Source organism: Bacillus sp. SIMBA_031 (assembly GCF_046535225.1).
In the GTDB taxonomy this organism is placed as follows: Bacteria; Bacillota; Bacilli; order Bacillales; family Bacillaceae; genus Bacillus; species Bacillus velezensis.
Genome location: NZ_JAWRXC010000007.1, coordinates 11869 through 31278, shown reverse-complemented (window position 1 = coordinate 31278; position 19410 = coordinate 11869). Strand labels below are relative to the sequence as shown.

Annotated in this window: 15 protein-coding genes; 5 read left to right on the top strand and 10 right to left on the bottom strand. The window is 43.7% G+C overall.

Annotated elements, in window-relative coordinates; translation table 11 throughout:
- Positions 1-51: 51 nt before the first annotated feature.
- Complete coding sequence (locus SB724_RS16175; protein ID WP_014417081.1) at positions 52-420, bottom strand: septal ring lytic transglycosylase RlpA family protein; 369 nt, start codon at positions 418-420, stop codon at positions 52-54.
- Positions 421-783: 363 nt separating this feature from the next.
- Between SB724_RS16175 and SB724_RS16170 the strand changes: the two genes are divergently transcribed.
- From SB724_RS16170 to SB724_RS16155, 4 genes are all read left to right on the top strand, one after another.
- Positions 784-1824, top strand: coding sequence for a 2,3-butanediol dehydrogenase (locus tag SB724_RS16170; RefSeq protein ID WP_007408876.1), 1041 nt, complete (start codon positions 784-786; stop codon positions 1822-1824).
- Positions 1825-2011: 187 nt separating this feature from the next.
- Entirely contained in the window at positions 2012-2509 is a 498-nt protein-coding gene (sigV, locus tag SB724_RS16165; RefSeq protein WP_003155802.1) for an RNA polymerase sigma factor SigV, read from the top strand.
- Positions 2509-3369, top strand: a complete 861-nt coding sequence (gene rsiV, locus SB724_RS16160) for an anti-sigma-V factor RsiV (RefSeq protein WP_265973452.1) — start codon at positions 2509-2511, stop codon at positions 3367-3369. Before sigV ends, rsiV begins: the two co-directional genes overlap by 1 nt.
- A gap of 271 nt (positions 3370-3640) precedes the next feature.
- Entirely contained in the window at positions 3641-5572 is a 1932-nt protein-coding gene (locus SB724_RS16155) for an acyltransferase family protein (protein ID WP_410571903.1), read from the top strand.
- A gap of 42 nt (positions 5573-5614) precedes the next feature.
- Here the strand turns inward: SB724_RS16155 and SB724_RS16150 are convergent, their stop codons facing one another.
- The 8 genes from SB724_RS16150 to gutB form a co-directional block, all read right to left on the bottom strand.
- Entirely contained in the window at positions 5615-6619 is a 1005-nt protein-coding gene (locus SB724_RS16150) for an SPFH domain-containing protein (RefSeq protein ID WP_410571901.1), read from the bottom strand.
- A gap of 26 nt (positions 6620-6645) precedes the next feature.
- A complete protein-coding gene (locus SB724_RS16145) occupies positions 6646-7407 on the bottom strand; it encodes a TPM domain-containing protein (RefSeq protein WP_410571899.1) in 762 nt (253 codons plus the stop codon).
- On the bottom strand, positions 7407-8432 hold the full coding sequence (locus SB724_RS16140; protein WP_410571897.1) for a TFIIB-type zinc ribbon-containing protein: 1026 nt from the start codon (positions 8430-8432) through the stop codon (positions 7407-7409). The genes SB724_RS16145 and SB724_RS16140 overlap by 1 nt, the downstream gene beginning before the upstream one ends.
- A 50-nt stretch (positions 8433-8482) precedes the next feature.
- Positions 8483-9169 carry a PspA/IM30 family protein gene (locus tag SB724_RS16135; protein ID WP_015239300.1) on the bottom strand — a complete coding sequence of 229 codons (687 nt, stop codon included), beginning with the start codon at positions 9167-9169 and terminating at the stop codon, positions 8483-8485.
- Positions 9170-9282: 113 nt separating this feature from the next.
- The gene (locus SB724_RS16130) at positions 9283-9600 is read right to left on the bottom strand and encodes a YjdJ family protein (RefSeq protein WP_038463695.1); all 318 of its coding nucleotides are present in this window, start codon (positions 9598-9600) and stop codon (positions 9283-9285) included.
- A 233-nt stretch (positions 9601-9833) separates the two neighbouring features.
- Positions 9834-10796: a carbohydrate kinase family protein gene (locus SB724_RS16125; RefSeq protein WP_410571895.1), complete on the bottom strand. Its 963-nt coding sequence runs from the start codon at positions 10794-10796 to the stop codon at positions 9834-9836.
- A gap of 101 nt (positions 10797-10897) precedes the next feature.
- A complete protein-coding gene (locus SB724_RS16120; RefSeq protein WP_410571893.1) occupies positions 10898-12274 on the bottom strand; it encodes an MFS transporter in 1377 nt (458 codons plus the stop codon).
- Between the two features lie 73 nt (positions 12275-12347).
- Entirely contained in the window at positions 12348-13409 is a 1062-nt protein-coding gene (gene gutB, locus SB724_RS16115) for a sorbitol dehydrogenase (RefSeq protein ID WP_410571891.1), read from the bottom strand.
- Between the two features lie 200 nt (positions 13410-13609).
- Between gutB and SB724_RS16110 the strand changes: the two genes are divergently transcribed.
- On the top strand, positions 13610-16081 hold the full coding sequence (locus tag SB724_RS16110; RefSeq protein ID WP_410571889.1) for an NB-ARC domain-containing protein: 2472 nt from the start codon (positions 13610-13612) through the stop codon (positions 16079-16081).
- A gap of 169 nt (positions 16082-16250) precedes the next feature.
- On the opposite strand, the gene SB724_RS16105 is transcribed toward SB724_RS16110, so the two are convergent.
- On the bottom strand, positions 16251-19247 hold the full coding sequence (locus SB724_RS16105; protein WP_410572004.1) for a DEAD/DEAH box helicase: 2997 nt from the start codon (positions 19245-19247) through the stop codon (positions 16251-16253).
- Positions 19248-19410: the final 163 nt, after the last annotated feature.

Here is a 19410-nt window from a genome sequence, read left to right as displayed (position 1 = left end):
TCAATCAGAAAAAGCAAGAATCAGTGTCCTTGCTTTTTAAGATGGTCTATTTTAATAGCTGTAGTGTCCGGATACTCTTCCTTTGCTTAATGGATATCCGAGCGCTTTGAACGCTTTCGGGCTGACATCCAATACGGCATTCGGCATACGGCCTACATCATTTTTGTATACGGTGATAACCTTTTTCGGTTTTGCTTTTGCATAAGCTCTGATTTTCGTTCCGTTTCTCGGAACGTCAAATCCTAATTTTGTCGCGCAATCCCAGTGTCCCAGTTTTTTACCGGAAGATCCTTTTTTACCGACTCCATTATACCATGTAATATTTCCGTTCACTTTTTTAGCACTTGCATCAGAAGAGTAACTGATCGCTCCCAGCGTGCTTCCTGCTAAAATCAATAAGGCTAAGAATAACTTCTTCAAGCTTTCGTCCTCCTGATTCTTTATTCTAGGCAAAATTATACACCAAGAAGACGATTATAATATTTCAATCACTTTACATGTTCGTTACAACGTGATGAGACATGCACATAACGACGGCACAATTTCCTGTTCTATATAATTCCATGGTAAATTATACTACAAAATTTAATTCATTAGCGTTATAATATTCATAGAGTATTTCTGCATTCAATATGGACTTTTTATAAGGCCTATTGATAGTTGCATAATATGATATATTTTGAGAAATCAGGCTTTAGGAAGCAGGCACTTTATTCCTTTTAACCGTGGTTCATATTGATCATGTACCTATACTCGTTTCAATCAGACTAGGAGTGATAATCAATGAAAGCGGCAAGATGGCACAATCAAAAAGACATTCGAATCGAAAACATTGATGAACCTAAAGCAGAACCGGGTAAAGTCAAAATTAAAGTCAAATGGTGCGGGATTTGCGGAAGCGACCTTCATGAATATTTGGGAGGCCCGATCTTTATTCCGGTCGGCAAACCTCATCCGTTAACAAACGAAATGGCGCCCGTCACGATGGGTCACGAATTCTCAGGAGAAGTCGTGGAAGTGGGCGAAGGCGTCAAAAATTACAGCGTCGGCGACCGTGTCGTCGTGGAACCGATTTTTGCCACACACGGACATCAGGGAGCCTATAACCTTGATGAACAAATGGGATTCTTAGGCTTAGCCGGAGGCGGCGGCGGATTTTCTGAATATGTATCCGTTGACGAAGAATTGCTGTTTAAGCTTCCTGAAGAGCTTTCTTACGAACAGGGCGCGCTTGTTGAGCCGTCAGCGGTAGCGCTTTACGCCGTCCGCCAAAGCAAATTAAAAGCGGGCGACAAGGCGGCAGTTTTTGGCTGCGGACCGATCGGGCTGCTTGTGATTGAAGCCCTGAAAGCGGCCGGCGCCACAGATATTTACGCGGTTGAACTTTCACCGGAACGTCAGGAAAAAGCGAAAGAACTCGGCGCTATCATCATTGATCCGTCAAAAACGGACGATGTCGTTGAAGAAATCGCTAAACGCACAAACGGCGGCGTTGATGTTTCTTATGAAGTAACAGGCGTTCCTGTCGTTCTCCGCCAGGCGATCCAGTCAACAAACATTGCCGGTGAAACGGTTATCGTCAGCATCTGGGAAAAAGGAGCGGAAATTCATCCGAACGATATCGTCATCAAAGAACGGACCGTAAAAGGCATTATCGGATACCGTGACATCTTCCCTTCCGTTCTTGCACTGATGAAAGAGGGCTACTTCTCAGCAGATAAGCTCGTCACGAAAAAAATCGTGCTCGACGATCTGATTGAAGAAGGCTTCGGCGCTTTAATCAAAGAGAAAAACCAAGTGAAAATCTTAGTCAAACCGAACTAAACCGTTCAGCTGAATATCAGACACATCCGAAAAAGAGCCGTTCCGGCTCTTTTTTCATCTCTTCGTCTTTCCTTCCTTTTCCTTTTAAAAATGATCCCCTCTGCGCAAACTATTTTTCACCCTGTCCCGTCTATCCTTAGGCAGCAGCCTATGATACGTATTTTTAAAAAAGGAGCCCTTTGAAGCAATGAAGAACGAAACAGCCAAAGCGTCGCTTGTGACGTGCATAACTGAGCGCAAGGAAGACTTTTACCGGCTTGCGTACAGTTACGTAAAGAACAAGGATGACGCGTTAGATATTGTTCAGGAATCAATTCAAAAAGCGCTGACATCGGTCGAATCCGTCAAAAACCCCGATGTGATCAAAAGCTGGTTTTATAAAATTTTAGTGCGCACAGCCATTGATTTTCTCCGCAAACAGAAAAAACTGAAAGTGATGGACGATGAAACGATCGAGTTTTTAAGCCGCGGAAAGGAAGATCACTACAAAGACACAGACCTTCACGAAGCGCTTGATGACCTGCCGCATCAATATAAAACCATTATCATTCTGCGTTTCTTTGAAGACCTGAAATTAGAAGAAATCGCGGACATCACGGGGGAAAACATCAATACCGTCAAAACACGCCTTTACAGGGGGCTGAAGCTCATGCGCATTCAGCTGACGAAGGAGGATCTTTCTTAATGGAAAAGAGATTAGAACAATTAAGAGAAGAGTATAAAAGTGTGCCCATTCCTAAGGAACTGGACAGCATTGTCGAAAAAGCCCTTCAGCAAAAACCGAAGAAAAAACGAATCGTGATGTGGCCGACATCCGCGGCAGTCGCTGCGGCCGTCTTATTTACCGCCGTTGTCAATATCAATCCGGATGCCGCACAAGCCATGTCTAAAATCCCCGTCATCGGCAAAGTCGTCCAAGCCATCACATTCACGGAGATGAAGGAAGAAAAGAACCAATCAAGCATTGATGTGAAAACGCCCGCTCTGTCCGGCCTTTCCGATCATAAACTCGAAGACAGCATCAACCGGCATTATATGAAAGAAAGCAAAGAGCTGTATCAGGAATTTATGAAGGCGACCTCAAAAAGCAAAAAAGGCCACCTCAGTATTTACAGCGATTATGAAACCGTTACTGACACAGCGGATTTGCTCTCAATCCGCCGTGATATCGAAAAAACGCAAGCTTCATCTTATACACAAAGCCGTTACATCACGATTGATAAAAAGAATGAGGCCGTGCTTACATTAAAGAGTTTATTTAAAGATGACCGTTATATTAAAGTCATCAGCCAAAATATTAAAGAACAAATGAAAAAACAGATGAAAGAAGATCCGAATAAAATATACTGGGTCGAAGATGATGATATGACGGAGCCTTTTAAAGCCATCCGCGCCGACCAGAATTTTTATATTACAGATAAGCACAAACTTGTTATTTCATTTGATGAATACGAAGCGGCACCCGGATATATGGGCGTTACAGAGTTTACAATACCGACCTCCGTCATCTCCAAGCTGCTTGTCGGAGACCGCTACATCAGATAAAGCAAGAAAAAAATCCATGATATCCGCAGATCATGGATTTTTTCTTTCGTCCCGCAACAGCCAAGATGCATAAGGGACCCTTTTCATATAACAGACGCCGGACAGGGGCTGAAAAGTTTATGAAAATCACAGCATTTCATTCATTTTTTCTGAAACAAAATCCCCTTCCGAATGCGTCTAATTAACGGAACAAATGGAAGACTGTACAGAAATCTGCCATAGCCATCCGCAAAACAGCGAGAATTTCCGCACACATTATTGGAGGAATACCATGTCAGACAAGTCACTGCATCACCGCTATATTCCCGGACTGGATGGACTTCGCGCCTTTGCCGTCCTCGCAGTTATCGCATATCATCTGAATTTCAACTGGGCCGACGGCGGTTTCATTGGTGTTGATATCTTTTTTGTTTTATCGGGGTATTTAATTACATCTATTATATTGCCTGCCCAAGGCAATGCCATCACCCTTGATTTGCGTGATTTTTGGGTGCGCCGGATCAGGCGGCTTCTGCCGGCAGCTTATCTCATGATTATCACGACGGTCATTTGGGTCGTATTGTTTAACAGCGAGCTCCTGCATACCGTACGCGGGGATGCGGTCTCCTCACTTTTTTACATAAGCAATTGGTGGTTTATCTTTCATCAACTTTCTTATTTCGACAGCTTCGGCTCCCCTTCGCCATTAAAAAACCTTTGGTCGCTGGCGATTGAAGAACAGTTTTATATCATATGGCCGTTCCTGCTGCTTGCGGGAATGTACATATGTAAAACACGGGCCCGGCTTGCGGCCGCGGTCATGTTCCTCGCGTTATGTTCGGCAGTCGTAATGAGTATGATGTATGTGCCCGGCGGAGATCCGAGCCGTGTTTATTACGGAACGGATACCCGCTCATTTGAATTGCTGATCGGCTGCGCTTTAGCTTTAGTGTGGCCGATGAAACGATTATCTTCCAAACGGCTGCCGAGCAGCATGAAACACCTGCTTCACGGGACGGAGCTTGCCGCTTTTGCCGCGCTGCTGCTTTGCGTCTTTTACACGGATGAATATGAACCCTTCCTGTACAAGGGCGGCATGCTTTTGATCAGCATCACCGCAGCGGTTCTTGTCGCATGTTTATGCCATCCGAGCAGCTTTTTGGGACATGTCCTTTCATGGAAGCCGCTTCGCTGGATCGGAACGAGATCATACGGAATCTACCTTTGGCATTACCCGGTTTTCGTGCTGAGCACACCCGTGCAGGAAATCGGAAATCCGGTTTATTGGCACTGCGCCGTCAGAATCGGCGCCACTTTTATTCTTGCCGAGCTGTCTTACCATTTCATTGAACAGCCGATCCGCACTGCGGGCTTCCGGCCATTTTTACGCCGCGTGTTTCTGAACCGCTTTCTGGAATGGAAGACGTCCTCTGTCATCAGCAGAATGTCGCTCGGCCTTATTCTTGCCGCCATTCTCGTATTTGCGGGCGGGCTGTCAGGAATAGCCGAAGAGAAAAAACAGCCGCAATGGACGTACGCGCAAAATGATCAGCAAGAAACCGCCGCCTCTTCGCACAAAACGGCCGATCACGATCAGCCTGCAAAAGAAGAAGACAGCAAGAAAAAACACGGCGGCGAAAAAACGGACACCGCGTCAGACACAAACAAGAAAAAACCAGCAGACAAATCAAATACAAAGAAAAACGAAGAGAAAAAGGAACGGTCATCTCAAAAAACGGCTGATTCAAAACAAACACAGCCTCAGCAAGACGTGCTGGCCATCGGTGACTCGGTGATGCTGGACATTGCGTCATACCTGCGGCAGTCCCTCCCTCATGTCACCATCGACGGAAAGGTAGGAAGACAAGTCTCTCAAGCACTCCAGCTCACTTCGGAATATGCGTCATTTAATCAGCCGAACAAAGCGGTCATCATCGAGTTAGGGACGAACGGCTATTTCACAAACAGCCAAATTGAATCACTGATCAGCTCCTTTTCAAAAGCCGATATCTATCTTGTCAACACGCGTGTGCCGCGGCAGTGGGAAAGCAAAGTAAACGATTCATTGCGCCGGCAGGCCGAATCACGGAAAAATGTGACGCTTGTCGATTGGCACGCAAAAGCATTGCAGCACCCTGAATACTTCACACCGGACGGCGTCCATCTCATACCTGAGGGATCAAAAGCGCTGACATCCCTCATCGTCCAAACAATGAAATCATGACAAAAAAAAGAGGCCCAAAAAAGGCCTCTTTTTCGTATATCGTCAGGCAAGCTTCTGTCCGCAATTCGGACAAAAATTCGCGCCTTCCGTTTTCGTTCCGCAGTTCGGACAGAATTTCGGCTTAGCCGCTCCTTCCGAGCCGTTTGCCGGTGCCGTCCCCTGATTCTGCTGACTTTGATCTTGCTGCGGCTGGTTCTGCTGATTTTGGTTCATTTGGTTCATCATTTGATTTGCCACATTCATTCCCATCATCATGCCCGCCATGTCTGAGGCGGCGCCGCTTCCGTTCATTTTGCCGGATGACATTCCGTCCGTCATGGAAATCTGCTGATAGCGGTTCACATCGCCCACCATGCCGTAAGAAGCGTTTTTCGTAATCATATCCTGAACTTCCTGCGGATAGTTAAAGCTCATAATATTGAAGCCCGTAATCGACATGCCGTCTCCGATCAGCTGCATATCAAGATCTTCTTGAATCCCTTTTCCGATTTCAAAGGAATTCGACTGCAGATTGAACATGTCTTTTCCTTCTCTGGTGATCCATTTCATCAAAAGCTGATCGAGAATAGACATAATCCGGATTTTAATGTCCTCCACTAAATAGCTGTCTTTGACACCCGCAATCTTATCAATCAATCCGATGTAGTCAATGACCTTGAAGTTAAATGTGCCGTTTGCGCGGATCGGCATACCGCCCGGCATACCTGCCGCCGGAATGTTGATAGCGTTTTTTGTGCCCCACTTCACGGTGAACTCCTTCGTATTCACAAACAGCACTTCAGCCCGCATGCCGCTGTTAAAGCCAAACTTAAACCCTTTAAGTGTAGATAGAAACGGAATGATTTCTGATTCGATATCATAATCGCCGTCATCACGGAAAATCCCTTCAATTTTCCCGTTGTATAAAAAGATGGCATCCTGCCCCGGCCGGATGATCAGACGGCTGCCTTTTTTAATTTCACGGTTGTTCCATTTATAGAAAACCATGTCGTCTCTGAATTCTTCCCATTCCACCACATTTGCTAACTGATTTCTGAAAAAACCCATGTATGCTCAAATCCTTTACATATAATTTAAAAACTTCCCTTGCTTCCGCTGTAACTCGTGCCGCCCCTCGTGACTCCGCCGTCATTGTCATTATCTTTATCAGGCTTTTTTTCTCTTGTAACGTCGGTTCGGATATATGTGTCGTACTGGCTCAGCACTTCAGACGTATCATGATCCATATACGTGCTGCCGGTGACGGTGACCTTGCCGCCGGAATTGTACACCATCACAGTGACGGCGATTCCGGCCGCGGCTGCGGCAATAATGAGCTGAAACCACCATGTGAGCAGCAGATTGTCAGACTTGTCGTCAGGGCTTTTCCCCATATCTTTATAAGCCAACTTGATGTATGTCTGAAACGCCTTTTCATAATGGCCTGCGGAAATATCTGACGAGATCGTATTTCTGATCGTATTCAGCCGGCTGTTATTCAAATACGTCTCCGCCTTTTTATATCCGGAGATAAATACTTCCCGATTTTTCATATCAATGGTCAAAATCGCCGTGCTTCCGCTAAAATGACTGTCATAAAAATCACCGGCGTACTGCTCGATGTCCTTACCGCCCGTTCCGTTTGCGGTAAGAATGATAAAATCGGTATGGCGCTTTGCCCCGAGCTTCCCGGCCAATTCCTCAAGTTTCTTCGTTTCATCCTTCGTTAATAAATGAGCATTGTCATAAACATATTGCTTCTGTTCCGCGGCGGACGCCGATGTATGTAAACCAAAAGACAGCATCAGAAAAAGGACGAAGCAGAAGAGACACGCTTTTTTTATCGATACTTTCATCAAAAACCGCCTCCTATCATAAGTGAGACGAGTCTTAATGCTAAAAACGCACCGGCGGTTATGCCGCCGAACCACGCGGCCACTTTTCCGGCACTGATCGGCGGTTTGCCGACAACCTTGCCCGTCTGCCCGTTCATCGCAAAAATGTGTTCAGCCCGCTCATAGTCGTAGCTGACCATCCAGACCGGAAGCAGTACGTAAAAGCTGCTGATTTTATCGGTCTGAATCTGCTCATCCGTAATGTCAGCCGTCGTATATCCGGAGAAGGTGGATCTGATATAAGAATCAATATAATGGCTGATTTTATCCTTCGCCCGCGGAAAGAGATCGTCATCGGTATAATTGTACTTTTCCGCTATATATCCCGCTAAATAGGCCGTATTAAACTCCTTCAGCTCACTGTATGAGTAAGGCTCCAATTTGTCCATTAATTCATCACTCATTTTTTCTGAAGCGTCGACCGGAATTTTGAGATAATCAAGATTGATATCGCGGTACGCGATGTAATACTCGGTCTCCGTCACCCGGTATTCTCCATCATCATAGTGGTGCACTCTCGTACAAACGGCATTGACCTGAACCTTGCTGTTTAAATCAAACATCCAAAATGGCACGTACATGCCCGTTATGCTCTTCACCCGATCAGCAGACATAAATCCTTTCGGTGTCAGACGGCCGTTTCGGCACCACTTTTTAAAAGCGCTCATGGCTTCTTCTTTACTGATCGTAAAAGGAATCACCATCGAAGGCGCGAGATTTCCCGATAATCGGTCGGCGAGAACGGCGGCTCCTCCGCAAAACCCGCACGTCGTGGCCGTCGTTTCCGCCTCAGTCATTAATACCGCGCCGCAATTCTCACACCGGTACTCGTTCGCCTCATTTTCGGAAAATCTCGTCGTTATATACTCTTTTGGCAGGCTCTCAATCTGATCCTGCCGCCCGCAGCTGTGACATGTCAGCATGCCGGATGAACTGTCAAAGACCATATCATCGCCGCAGTTCGGGCATTTATAAGAAATGATCATTCTGTTTCTCTCACTTTCTCTTTATATCGGACAAAACTGCAGCCCGCTGTCTATTGATCTTTACTGAAAAGCATTTTCTGCTTGAGCGCCGCCAATTCATCATCGACACTGCTTTGATTGCTGTCATATTTAGCCGTCAGATCGTCAATATCGTCTTTCGGAGACGCGTTCAGCTCAGCCATCGCATTGGCATGATCAAGCGCTTGGTTGACCTTGTCTTCCATTCTGCCGAAAGCTGTCATCGATTGGCCCGCATTTGACACAGAGGACCCCAATTTGTTCATTCTCTCCTGCGTCTTTGCCACAGACCACTTCGCTTTGATGGCATTTCGGCGCGACTCAAGCTCTCCGATATCAGCGACAAGCTTGTCATGCATTTTGCGCATTTGAGACGCGTTGGAAGAAGCGAGCTGATAAGCCGTCTGCAGCTCAGTCAGTCTTGATTCAACAGCCGCTTTCCTTTCCAAAAATGTCCGCGCATCGGCTTCATTGCCGGCCTGCAACGCTTTCATCGCATAACTTTCCATCTTTTCGGCATCAGCCTGGCATTCTGTTAACGCTCTTTTCGCCCGCTGTTCCTCAGCCATGACAGAAGCCGTCTCCGCTTTCACTTTTCCTAAATCACTGTTCAGATTCCGCAAATATTGATCAACCATTTTTTCAGGGTTTTCAGCTTTATCCAGCAGCGCATTGATATTGCTTGACATGATGTCTTTAAATCTTCCTAAAATACTCATTTTTCATTTTCCTCCCAAAATTAAATAGTAACAAGTTCATAGTTATATATACTGTTTTTTTCAAAAAAAGTTTCATTTTCTCATGAATTTATGTATTTTATATGAAAATAGTCTCATTCAGCCCATTTGTGCCGGCGGAAATTCTTTATGACCAGATACAGTGAGAACAAAAAATAAATAAAAAGCCCGATCATCAACCCGCTCACTAACGGGTAATGCTTCGCCGCATACACAAAGAAATCCAGCTGCGAAATCTGTTCCGGACTTGTAATCGTATCCGTCCCATTCAAAAGTTTTGAGAATTTAGCCGTATAATTCCAATCAAACGAATCAGAAACAAGCTCACTCCCCTGATACCAATTGACAGCGGCGAGACAAAGAAAACAAAAAACAGAAAACGCGCATTGCACAATAAGAAAAACATGTTTCATGAAAAACATTCCTCCGCGGTTCAATATCACAGGCCGTCACACTATACATGACGGCAGCAGCAGAAACTTGGTTTTACTCAGAACTGATAAAAAAGTTATTGTATGTACTTCACAGCGGTTCAATTTACTGGATGCCTTTCTAAAGTATACCGTATATCGAAAAGGGTTTCAGACCTAAATAAAAGAGGATGCTTCCCGAAGTCCGATGACTTTCAAGAAGCATCCTCGATATTTTACAGTGATACTTCAACCTCTTTTAAACTCGGCAAAGCATCGATCGCACCGATTTTGGTGCACACGAGCGCCCCCACCTTATTGGCAAATGAGACAATATCACGCAGCTTCGCAAAATCTTCGGCTGCTGTCTGAATCTCATCGGTGCGTGCCAGCTGATACAGCGCCGCGCCGACAAACGCATCTCCCGCTCCCGTTGAGTCTATTGATGTCACCGGAATGCTCGGAATGATGTCAATATCCTTCCCATTTGAAAGAAGGGTCCCGCTTTTCCCGAGTGTCACCGCCACAATACCGGCCCCGAGCTCATGAAGAACCGCAACACCTTCTTTATGATCCTTCGCACCGCTGATGATCTCAAGCTCCTCGTCACTGACTTTCACAAAATCACTTATGGCAATGGCTTTTTTTGCGGTATTTATAAACTCTGAAACTCTTCCTTTCCATAAATCCTCACGGTAGTTAGGATCGAAGGAAATAAACTGTCCATTGTCTTTCGCAATCGACATCAGCCGTAAATAGGCTGAGCAAAACGGATCAGATAACAATGCCGTCGCTGATCCGAAATGAAGGATTTTGGCATCGTTTACCTTTTCCTGATCAATATCATCCAGCGTAAACAAAGCGTCCGCTCCTCTGTTAAACACAAAGTCGCGCTCCCCATTTTGTTTTAATGAAACAAACGCAAGCGTTGTAGGCGCTTTCTCATCCATGACGAGCATAGAGGTATCGACGTGTACGGCGTCCAATGTCTGCTTCAGAAAATACCCGAACGGATCTTTGCCTGTTTTTCCGCTGAAAGCTGCGTCTCCGCCCAGCTTAGCAATCGCTGCCGACACATTCGCCGGTGCGCCGCCGGCACTTTTTAAGAAATTGCGCCCTTCCGTCAAATCAACATCCACATCGGTACAAAAGAAATCAATTAACAATTCTCCAATACAAATAACAGATTGGCTTCCCACATTATCACACTCATTTATCAATTCTCGATTATAGTTTCAGTATAGTGCTTTCTGTCATAAATACAACCGTTTACATAGAATATTTTAAATTTTACGTATACTCATCTTGCAGCCCTTTGCTCCAGATCAGACATCACCTGCTGATATTTTTTTTCAGTTAAAGGATAAAAAGAAATAAGAATAATAGACAGCAGAATGAACAATCCCGGGATGAGCGCATTCATATTTTTAATCGCATTCAATGACGAGGCCGTCTGATCGGTATTCGCGGCATATCCGGCGATTCCGAGATAAACGGCCGAAAATGACCCGGCTAACGCAACTCCGAGCTTATTGATGAAACTCATGCTCGAAATCACCACGCCATCAGCCCGGACTCCGGTTTTCCATTCCGCATAATCGACACAATCGGCAACCATTCCCCAAGCAAGCGTATTTAAAGGCGTCGTAAAAAATCCCGAAACGAAAAGCCAAAAGAAAATAAGCGGAAGCGAAGAATACGATGTAAACTGAAGGCCCGCATAAGAAATCAGCGATAGCGCCGCCGTGATGATCATAACCTGCTTTCGGCCCCGCTTCTCAGAAAAGAAAGGAATAAACAGATTGCTGATCAGCGCTGCGCCGAAAAACAACACGGTTCCTAAAAACACAAATTCCTTATGGCTGACGTTATACGTAAAATAGTACACCATCGTGCTGAGCTTAATGTTAAACCCAATCGCAAACGCCAAAAATGCAGAAACTAAAATGAGCAAAGGCTTGTTTCGGAATAAAACAGACAACGTTTTTTTCATTCCTTGTTTTTTTCTTTTTTCAGGCTGAATCCGCTCCCGCACAGTAAAGAAACTGAACAGATTCAATGCGATGCTCACCGCCGCATAGATAAGCGCCGTCATCTGGAATCCAAACGCCTGATCTTTCCCGCCGATCAGATCTGCAAGCGGTGTCGCACAGGAAATCGATAACAGAATTCCGATATAAACCAAAATCATCCGAGTCGTCGTCAGAACCGTCCGTTCCTCCACGGAATTCGTCATCCGCCCCGTTAAGCTGTTGACCGGAATCGTCTGCATGCTGAAGGACATCCCAAGCAGAATATAAGTGATGTACGCATAAAGCATGTTCCCCGTCTCGCCGAAATGAGGGGTCGTGAAGCATAAGAACGTAAATAGCGCAAAAGGAAACGCTACCCACAAAAGATACGGCCTTGCCTTTCCCCATCTTGTATTCGTCTTGTCTAAAATCACTCCCATAATCGGGTCAAAAATAGCGTCCAGCACCCTTACGATAAGAAACAAAGCTGCAATGACCGCAGGCTTAATGCCCCCGACATCTGTATAGTAGAATAATAAGTATGCGTTTACAAACTGAAAGATAATATTGTACGACATATCGCCGAATCCGTAGCCGATCCGTTCCATCCAGGTCAGGCCGTGATGTTTCGTCTTTACTGCCGCTTCTTTTTCTGTTTCAATCATCATTTCCCACCCCAAGAATCCGTTTTCATTTTTGATAAGCAAGAGGGAGAATGCAAAGATCCTCCCCGTTCACTCAGCGATTTGGATACACCATCACTTTTAAGCATTCATTTTTGTATTGAAAGGCCCGTTCCATCGCCTCTTGCGTCTGCTCCAGCGGATATTGGTCCGTTATAAGGTGCTTCGTGTCCACTATGCCGGAAGCGAGAAATTCAATTCCCTTCGGATACGTATTCGCATAACGGAAGATTCCGTATATATCAATCTCGTTATCTGCAATAAACGGCACATTGAGCGGAATCTCGTTCTGAGAAGGCAAACCGACAATCGCCAGTTTTCCGCCCCGGCGCACGGAAGCCAGTGCGGATTGCAATGCCGCCGGATTCCCCGCTGTTTCCCAGGCAGCATCAACGCCTCTGCCATTCGTGATCGTTTTGATTTCTTCACCGGCATCCTGTTCCCGGACATTGATGACATGAGTCGCTCCCATTTTTTTCGCGGCATCTAACCGCAGCGGCTCCAAGTCGGTCACAATGATTGTGCCTGCCCCGTATGCTTTCGCTGCCGCAACAGCCATTAATCCTACAGGCCCCATTCCCATAATCGCAATTGTTGATCCGGGCTGAAGCTTTGTTCTCGCGGCCGCATGAATGCCGACAGAAAACGGTTCGATCAAAGCCGCATCTTCATAGGATAGTGAATCCGGAATCGAGAAAACAAAGTCTTGGCGCATTTTGATATATTGGACAAACGCGCCGTCAACCGGCGGTGTCGCCAAAAACTGTACATCCGGGCAAAGATTATAACGCCCCTCCTTGCACGCCTCACAGCGTCCGCATGTGACACCAGGTTCGACGGCGACACGGTCTCCTATTTTAAATTGATCGACAGACGATCCGACGGCGGCAATTTCTCCCGCGCATTCATGACCGAGGATAAATGGTTTTTCCACTACATAATTGCCTATTCTGCCATTTGTATAGTAATGCAGATCAGATCCGCAAATTCCGACAGCCATCACCTTAATCAACACTTCATCATGATTGATCTCAGGCACGGGCAATGTTTCGATTTTGATTTCTCTCGTGTTGTGCATAACCGCCGCTTTCATATTTTGAGGCACTGTGTGAGTCATTTGGCAAAATCCTTTCTCTGCTTTGAAATGTAAGTGCATACATTTTTGTTTTCTCTATTACTGCCCCTATTTTATCTGCTTTTCAAGACGTACAACAGCCTTTCCTGCTGTATAAAAGGACAGCCGCACTGTACTTTTTATTTTTTCATATACAAAAAACACTGAATTGATAAAATAGTACTAATAGGAGGTGCAGGCTAATGGCTGAACTTGAAAACCGGGCACAATTTGCAGAACTGCTGGCACCTGCCGTCAAATCGCTGAAACATCATCCTGATTTCAAAATTAAAAGGACAAAGAACGTAAAATCCGGACAGTCTTATATAGATCAAATCGCACTCCGAATAGGCGTTTCCTCTAACACGATCAAAAGCTGGATCGGACAGATGGGCGCAAACTACATTCCCGGACGAATTGATGACGGAAAGCTGTTCGGCATGATCTGGATCATTATAGAAAAGACTGATATGGATCCTGAATGGCTGACCGGCCTTCTGGAAACCACCACCATTCCCGTCATCAAACCCGCATTGCCCGTTTGGACGGCGTCTTGTCTAAAAAAAGCAAAAATACTCCGGAAAGACGGATCATTCGGAGCGCCGAGTGATGAAGATGTTGAAAAAGCAGTAAAGCGGCTGTTTCATGACAGACCAAGCCACGAAACGAATGCGCTTACAAGAAAGTCCGTCACGCATAACTTACCGTCACGCCGGACGGGGAACTTTATCGGACGCGGCTTTGATATGGAAGCAATCCGGCAATGGATGCTGTCTCCGTCACCGGTCTGTTTAATCACAGGCTGGGCCGGCATGGGAAAAACAACGATCGCTCTTGAAGCAGCCTACCTTTGTGCCGGCGGTTCACCAGATTGGCCGGCATTCAACAGCATCATCTGGATCAGCGCTGACTGGAAAGGATTGAGCTTCAGCGATTTTTTAAACACGATCGCCTATCAGCTCGGACGCACCGAACAAATCGACAAATCAATCAACGAAAAACGGTTCGTCGTCCGCAATGCATTAGCCGCTCATTCAAATGAAACACCGGTATTGCTGATCGTTGACAGCATTGATACAGCGGAACGTGACATTCACGAATTTATCATCGGCCTTCCGCAAGGCGTAAAAGTCCTCCTTACGGCACGGGAAAACGTAAAACAGACATACCGGGACGGCCTCGGGGAACTGGCGGCCATCCAGCTGAGCGGCCTTGAACAAACGGATGCCCTTGAATTTTTCCATCAAGAAGTGCACCGCTGTCTGCAAACATGCAACCTTCCGCATAAACGGGAAAAGCTGGAGCAGCTGTTGCAGCTATCACCTGACCTTAAGAATGAATTCGTCTCGGCAGCCGCCGGCAACCCGAAGGCCATGGCACTGAGCATTGCATACATGTCAGACGACGACATCCCCGCTCCCCAGCTCATTCTAGAACTTAAACAAGCGGGCTACTCATTATTGGAATTGTTTGAGGTTCTCTTTGGCCGCACATGGGACAGATGTCATGAAGACACACGAAAACTATGGCAGACGCTTTGCTTTTTCGCTAAGCCTCCTGATGAAAAAAGCTTGGCTCAAGCGGCTGGATTAGACGTCCGGCGGTTTCATTACGCGATTGAGCAAATGCGGTCATATGCTTTAATACAGCCGGAACGAAGCGCAGGAAGTATTCAATATGCAGCCCATCAAACCGTTGTCGCTTACGGAGAACAGCACTTATCCGAAAATCACGAATTTGCAAAAGAAGCCCGCAGCCGCTGGGCGCATTATTATATTGATTATGCGGAAACCCATATAAAGCGGGAACGGCCCAATTCTGTCTATTGGAGCTACTTGCTGGGACGGAATTTAGAGCAAATGAAAAAGGAATGGCCGAACATCCTAAAGGTCATCGAATGGTCGAGCGAAAACGGACCACATGACATCCTGATTAAACTCATCATCCGCATCAGCCATTTTCTAAGCAGAATCAACCTGCCCCTGCGAATCGAATACGGATTAAAAGCCGCCGATGCCGCCAATCAATCAGGCGAACACACGCGGGAAGCTTACTTTCGGATCGACACGGCAGGCTGGGCGCTGATGGAAGTCAACGATTCAGACGGAGCTCTCAGGCAAATAGAAGCCGGCCTGAAGATACTCGAACAATCAGGCGCACCGGATCACGACGACTTGAAAGTATGGGGAACCGCCCTGCAATCGAGGCTTCTGTTAAAAATCGGAGAACCGGAAAAAGCGGCAGCAATGCTGGACGGCATCAAAGATCAGCCCGTCTCCCCCATTATCCGCCACAGAGTTCTTCTGGTTCGCGGCGACCTGAGTTTCGCCCGCTCTCACTACGAAGAAGCCATCACATTATACGAAGCGGCAAATACAACCAGTGCCGCATACGGCGGCGAAAAAACGATAGAAGCCTATTTCAACCTGGGCATGGCTTACGTAAAGTGTGATCAGCTCGAAAAAGCGGAAAAAGCCTTTGAGCAGATGCTCTATGACAAACACAACGCCAATCAGGTTGAGTTGATCTACTATTATTACGGAATGGCACAGCTGTTGTATCGTAAAGGAGAGAAAACGAAAGCGATGGAATCGAATCAAAAGGCGATTCGTTTGATTGATTCGTGGGAGCCTGGGATTGGGATTCGGGGTGAGGTGGAACGACTAAATAATTGAAGAACTTACAAAAATATATGTAGTTAGCATAGTTTACCGTCGATTTTAGAGTTAGAGTAAATAATCCTGAAAGAGTGCGTGCTATATACATTTTAAAGTGATATCAAACAGGCAAAGCCTTGATATTTAAGACTTTGCCTCTTCATGTGTTTTCTCTAAATTATTTTCATTAACTACATATCAATTTTAAGGGAACTGAAAATGTATCAAGGCAATAGGAATAAGAAGTAGACAAGATACTGTGCATATCGTTTGTAATTTCAGATGCTTTAACACCTGGTTGCACAATTATTATTTTTAAATCGATTGATTGAATTAAGAGTTTATTCTTAATAGCCTTCAATTTCTCAATATCACCTTTCTCAAACCTCGATGGTTTTTGCTCCCTAATTCGTAGTTTTTCTCTATACATCATCCGTTCTATCATGCCCATTGGATCCTGCTTCCAGAAAACAGATTTATCAGCTTGACCACAAACTTCGTATAAATCTCCTACACGTTTACCTGGTTTATCCCCGTGCGCAAACTTACAATGGAAAAAATCAATGAGAATTTTATTTTCCTTTTCAGCAATAGCCACTATATCTGCGATTTCTCCTGCTCCGTCATCATCAAATATAATACTGTAATTACCTTCATTTTTTAATTTTTTAATTACATTGTATTGAATCGAGTTTTCTTTCTTATTAAAGGTTTTCTTTTCAAGCTGAGACTCTATTTTTATATCTACACCTAAACCTAACCAATCCCAAGAAGAAATTGAGGTTTTTGGAAATCTTGTTATTCCCTCTTTATTTAATTCAACCAAAATATTGCCTTGAATTGATGAACCATCAACAAACCAGATTGTTGGGGGATTTTCATTAAAGAAATCTATTAAACTAACCTTTGATCCATTTCCAATTTTTATTTCTGTGGTAAAATCCCCTTTAGAGCGAAACAATGGCTTGTTATCTATTATTTCAAAGCTAAATCTCTCATTAAAATGTCCATTTTTCACTGAAAAATGAATTTGGTTTGGAGCGGTTTGTACTTCATCCAACAATATATCAACATCTAAAATACTATAATCACCAGAAACATTCGATAGAAAAATTGTACGGTCTATCTCGAATTCTAAATCGTTTGGCCAGTCTATCCTATATGGATGCTTTTTAGGAATACTCGTTATTATTTGTGGAATCAGAACCCCCTCCATAATATCTTTTACTTCAATAGAAGGATCTAAAAGTTTATCTAATATTTGATTACACCATTCTCTCCAATACTCTATGTTTTCAACCCACCTCGACCAAATTTTCCCTTTATAAGAACAACCAATACTAACCTTACCATTTCCTCCATAACCATGCCCAAATACATTTGATTTGTAAGAATTTATTTTGTTGGATTCCGATATACCCTCTCCTACATCAATACCCGCAAACATTTTATACCTAATAGGACCATCTATTCCGCTATTTAATCCAACGGTACCCAACATTAAACGTTTGATTCCAGACAAACATTTAAATACTTGCTCGGATTTAATAGTAAAAGGTTCCGAAGAGAAAATACTCTTAATTAATCGATGTCCTTTCGACAAATCTGAGGCATTTAGAAAAACTGTTTCCCTTTTCTGATTCCAGTAGACGATATAAAAATTCCATTCTAAATTGTTTAAATTTTGTTGCGTAGTCCACTTTACTCCTACTTCTCTAGGTTCAATAACAACTAAGATTTTTTCTTCATCATTTGCAAAGCATCTGCAAATTTCCGGGTTAAATTCACTTTCCCAATTTCTCCAATCCCAAACTTTATCATTTATTTGATAGGCAACCATACTAACCTTTGGTTTTAAATGTACTAAATTGATTTCTTCAATATTATCAGTGTTAAATCCCTCGATAAGTTTCTGCAAAGAAACTTCTCTTTCAATATACTCATTCGATTTTCTTGGTAACAACCTATTCCAATCTGTATCTTTATCATACAAGTCCTGTAAAGCTTCTGCTATATCTTCGTCAGCTATATTAGTGATTAATTTTGCGTTACCTAGGCCTTTTTTACTTCTTGCAAATCGACCAATAAATTGAAGTGTGATAGGGATCGATTTATATTTGTCGTGAATTGCTGCTATTTTTAAATTTGGAATATCAATCCCTTCCCCAAACATATCTACACAAACTACAACTTTTGACGAATAATTTTTCAAGGATTCCATACGTGCTTGTTTTTCTTTTGTAGTTTGTCTATTAGTAATTAAGACGGGATTAAACTTTTTATATAATTTTCCATAAATTTCATTAAATAACTCTTCAGCACGATTCACTTTATTTGCACGAACCAGCAAAATATGTTTATAACCATTTTTAATATCTTTCTCAAGAATTTTTATTGCTTTTTCTGCTATAGTTAAATCAGTTTTTCGTTCGTCAAATTCTTCAACGGGGATAAATTCTATTTTTTTAAAAAACCCTTGTTCTTGCGCTAAACGTAGGGGGAAGTTATACAAAATATTACCCTCTATTTTCTTGCCATCTTCTCTAAACGGTGTTGCAGTAAATTGTAATATTTTATTTTTACTGAATGATTCTTTAAATTTTGTCCATGTTGTTGAACCTATGTGATGCGCCTCATCAACAAATATAACATCTATATTTTCCGATAAATATGAGATATATTGATCAGGCATTCTAGAGGCTAATGCCATAGTTGTAACAATTATATTAGAGTTTTTGATAAACTCTTCGAACTTTTCTTTTTCTTTTATACCCTCTCCGTATAAAAAGACATTTGGAGGCAGGATATCGCAATTAAGCATGCCAATTTCGTAGAGGATACCAAATGACTTAGCTTTCTCATAAATTTGGCTCCTTAATAAATCAGATGGTACAACTATTAATGACTTAGGTATTCTTTCAGTAACAATAGTGGCTAACATAGTCTCACTTTTGCCTGTCCCGGTCGGCATAACAATTGTTGCTGCTTTTTTACTAACAGTCCAGTGTGAACGAATAGCACTCATTGCCCCAAATTGCGGTGCTCTTAAACCTATACTACCAACTTCATTAGAAACAACCTCTCTTACTCCGTTACTCCAACTAGATACTATTACGTCTGCTTCTAAAAATTTAGACTTAACCTGGTAACCAGAAAATTTATTTTTCCCTAACCTTTGCTCCACAATATTCAAATTATCACCCCAAACCAATAATAGGTGTAAAATCCTAATGATTTTACATAATTATTCCTATTATGATTATACCGAACAAAATAGCCAGCCACAAGAAAAGGAAACATTTTTGAAATCCATAATAATTTCTTTAAATAAATAAGATATATAAATT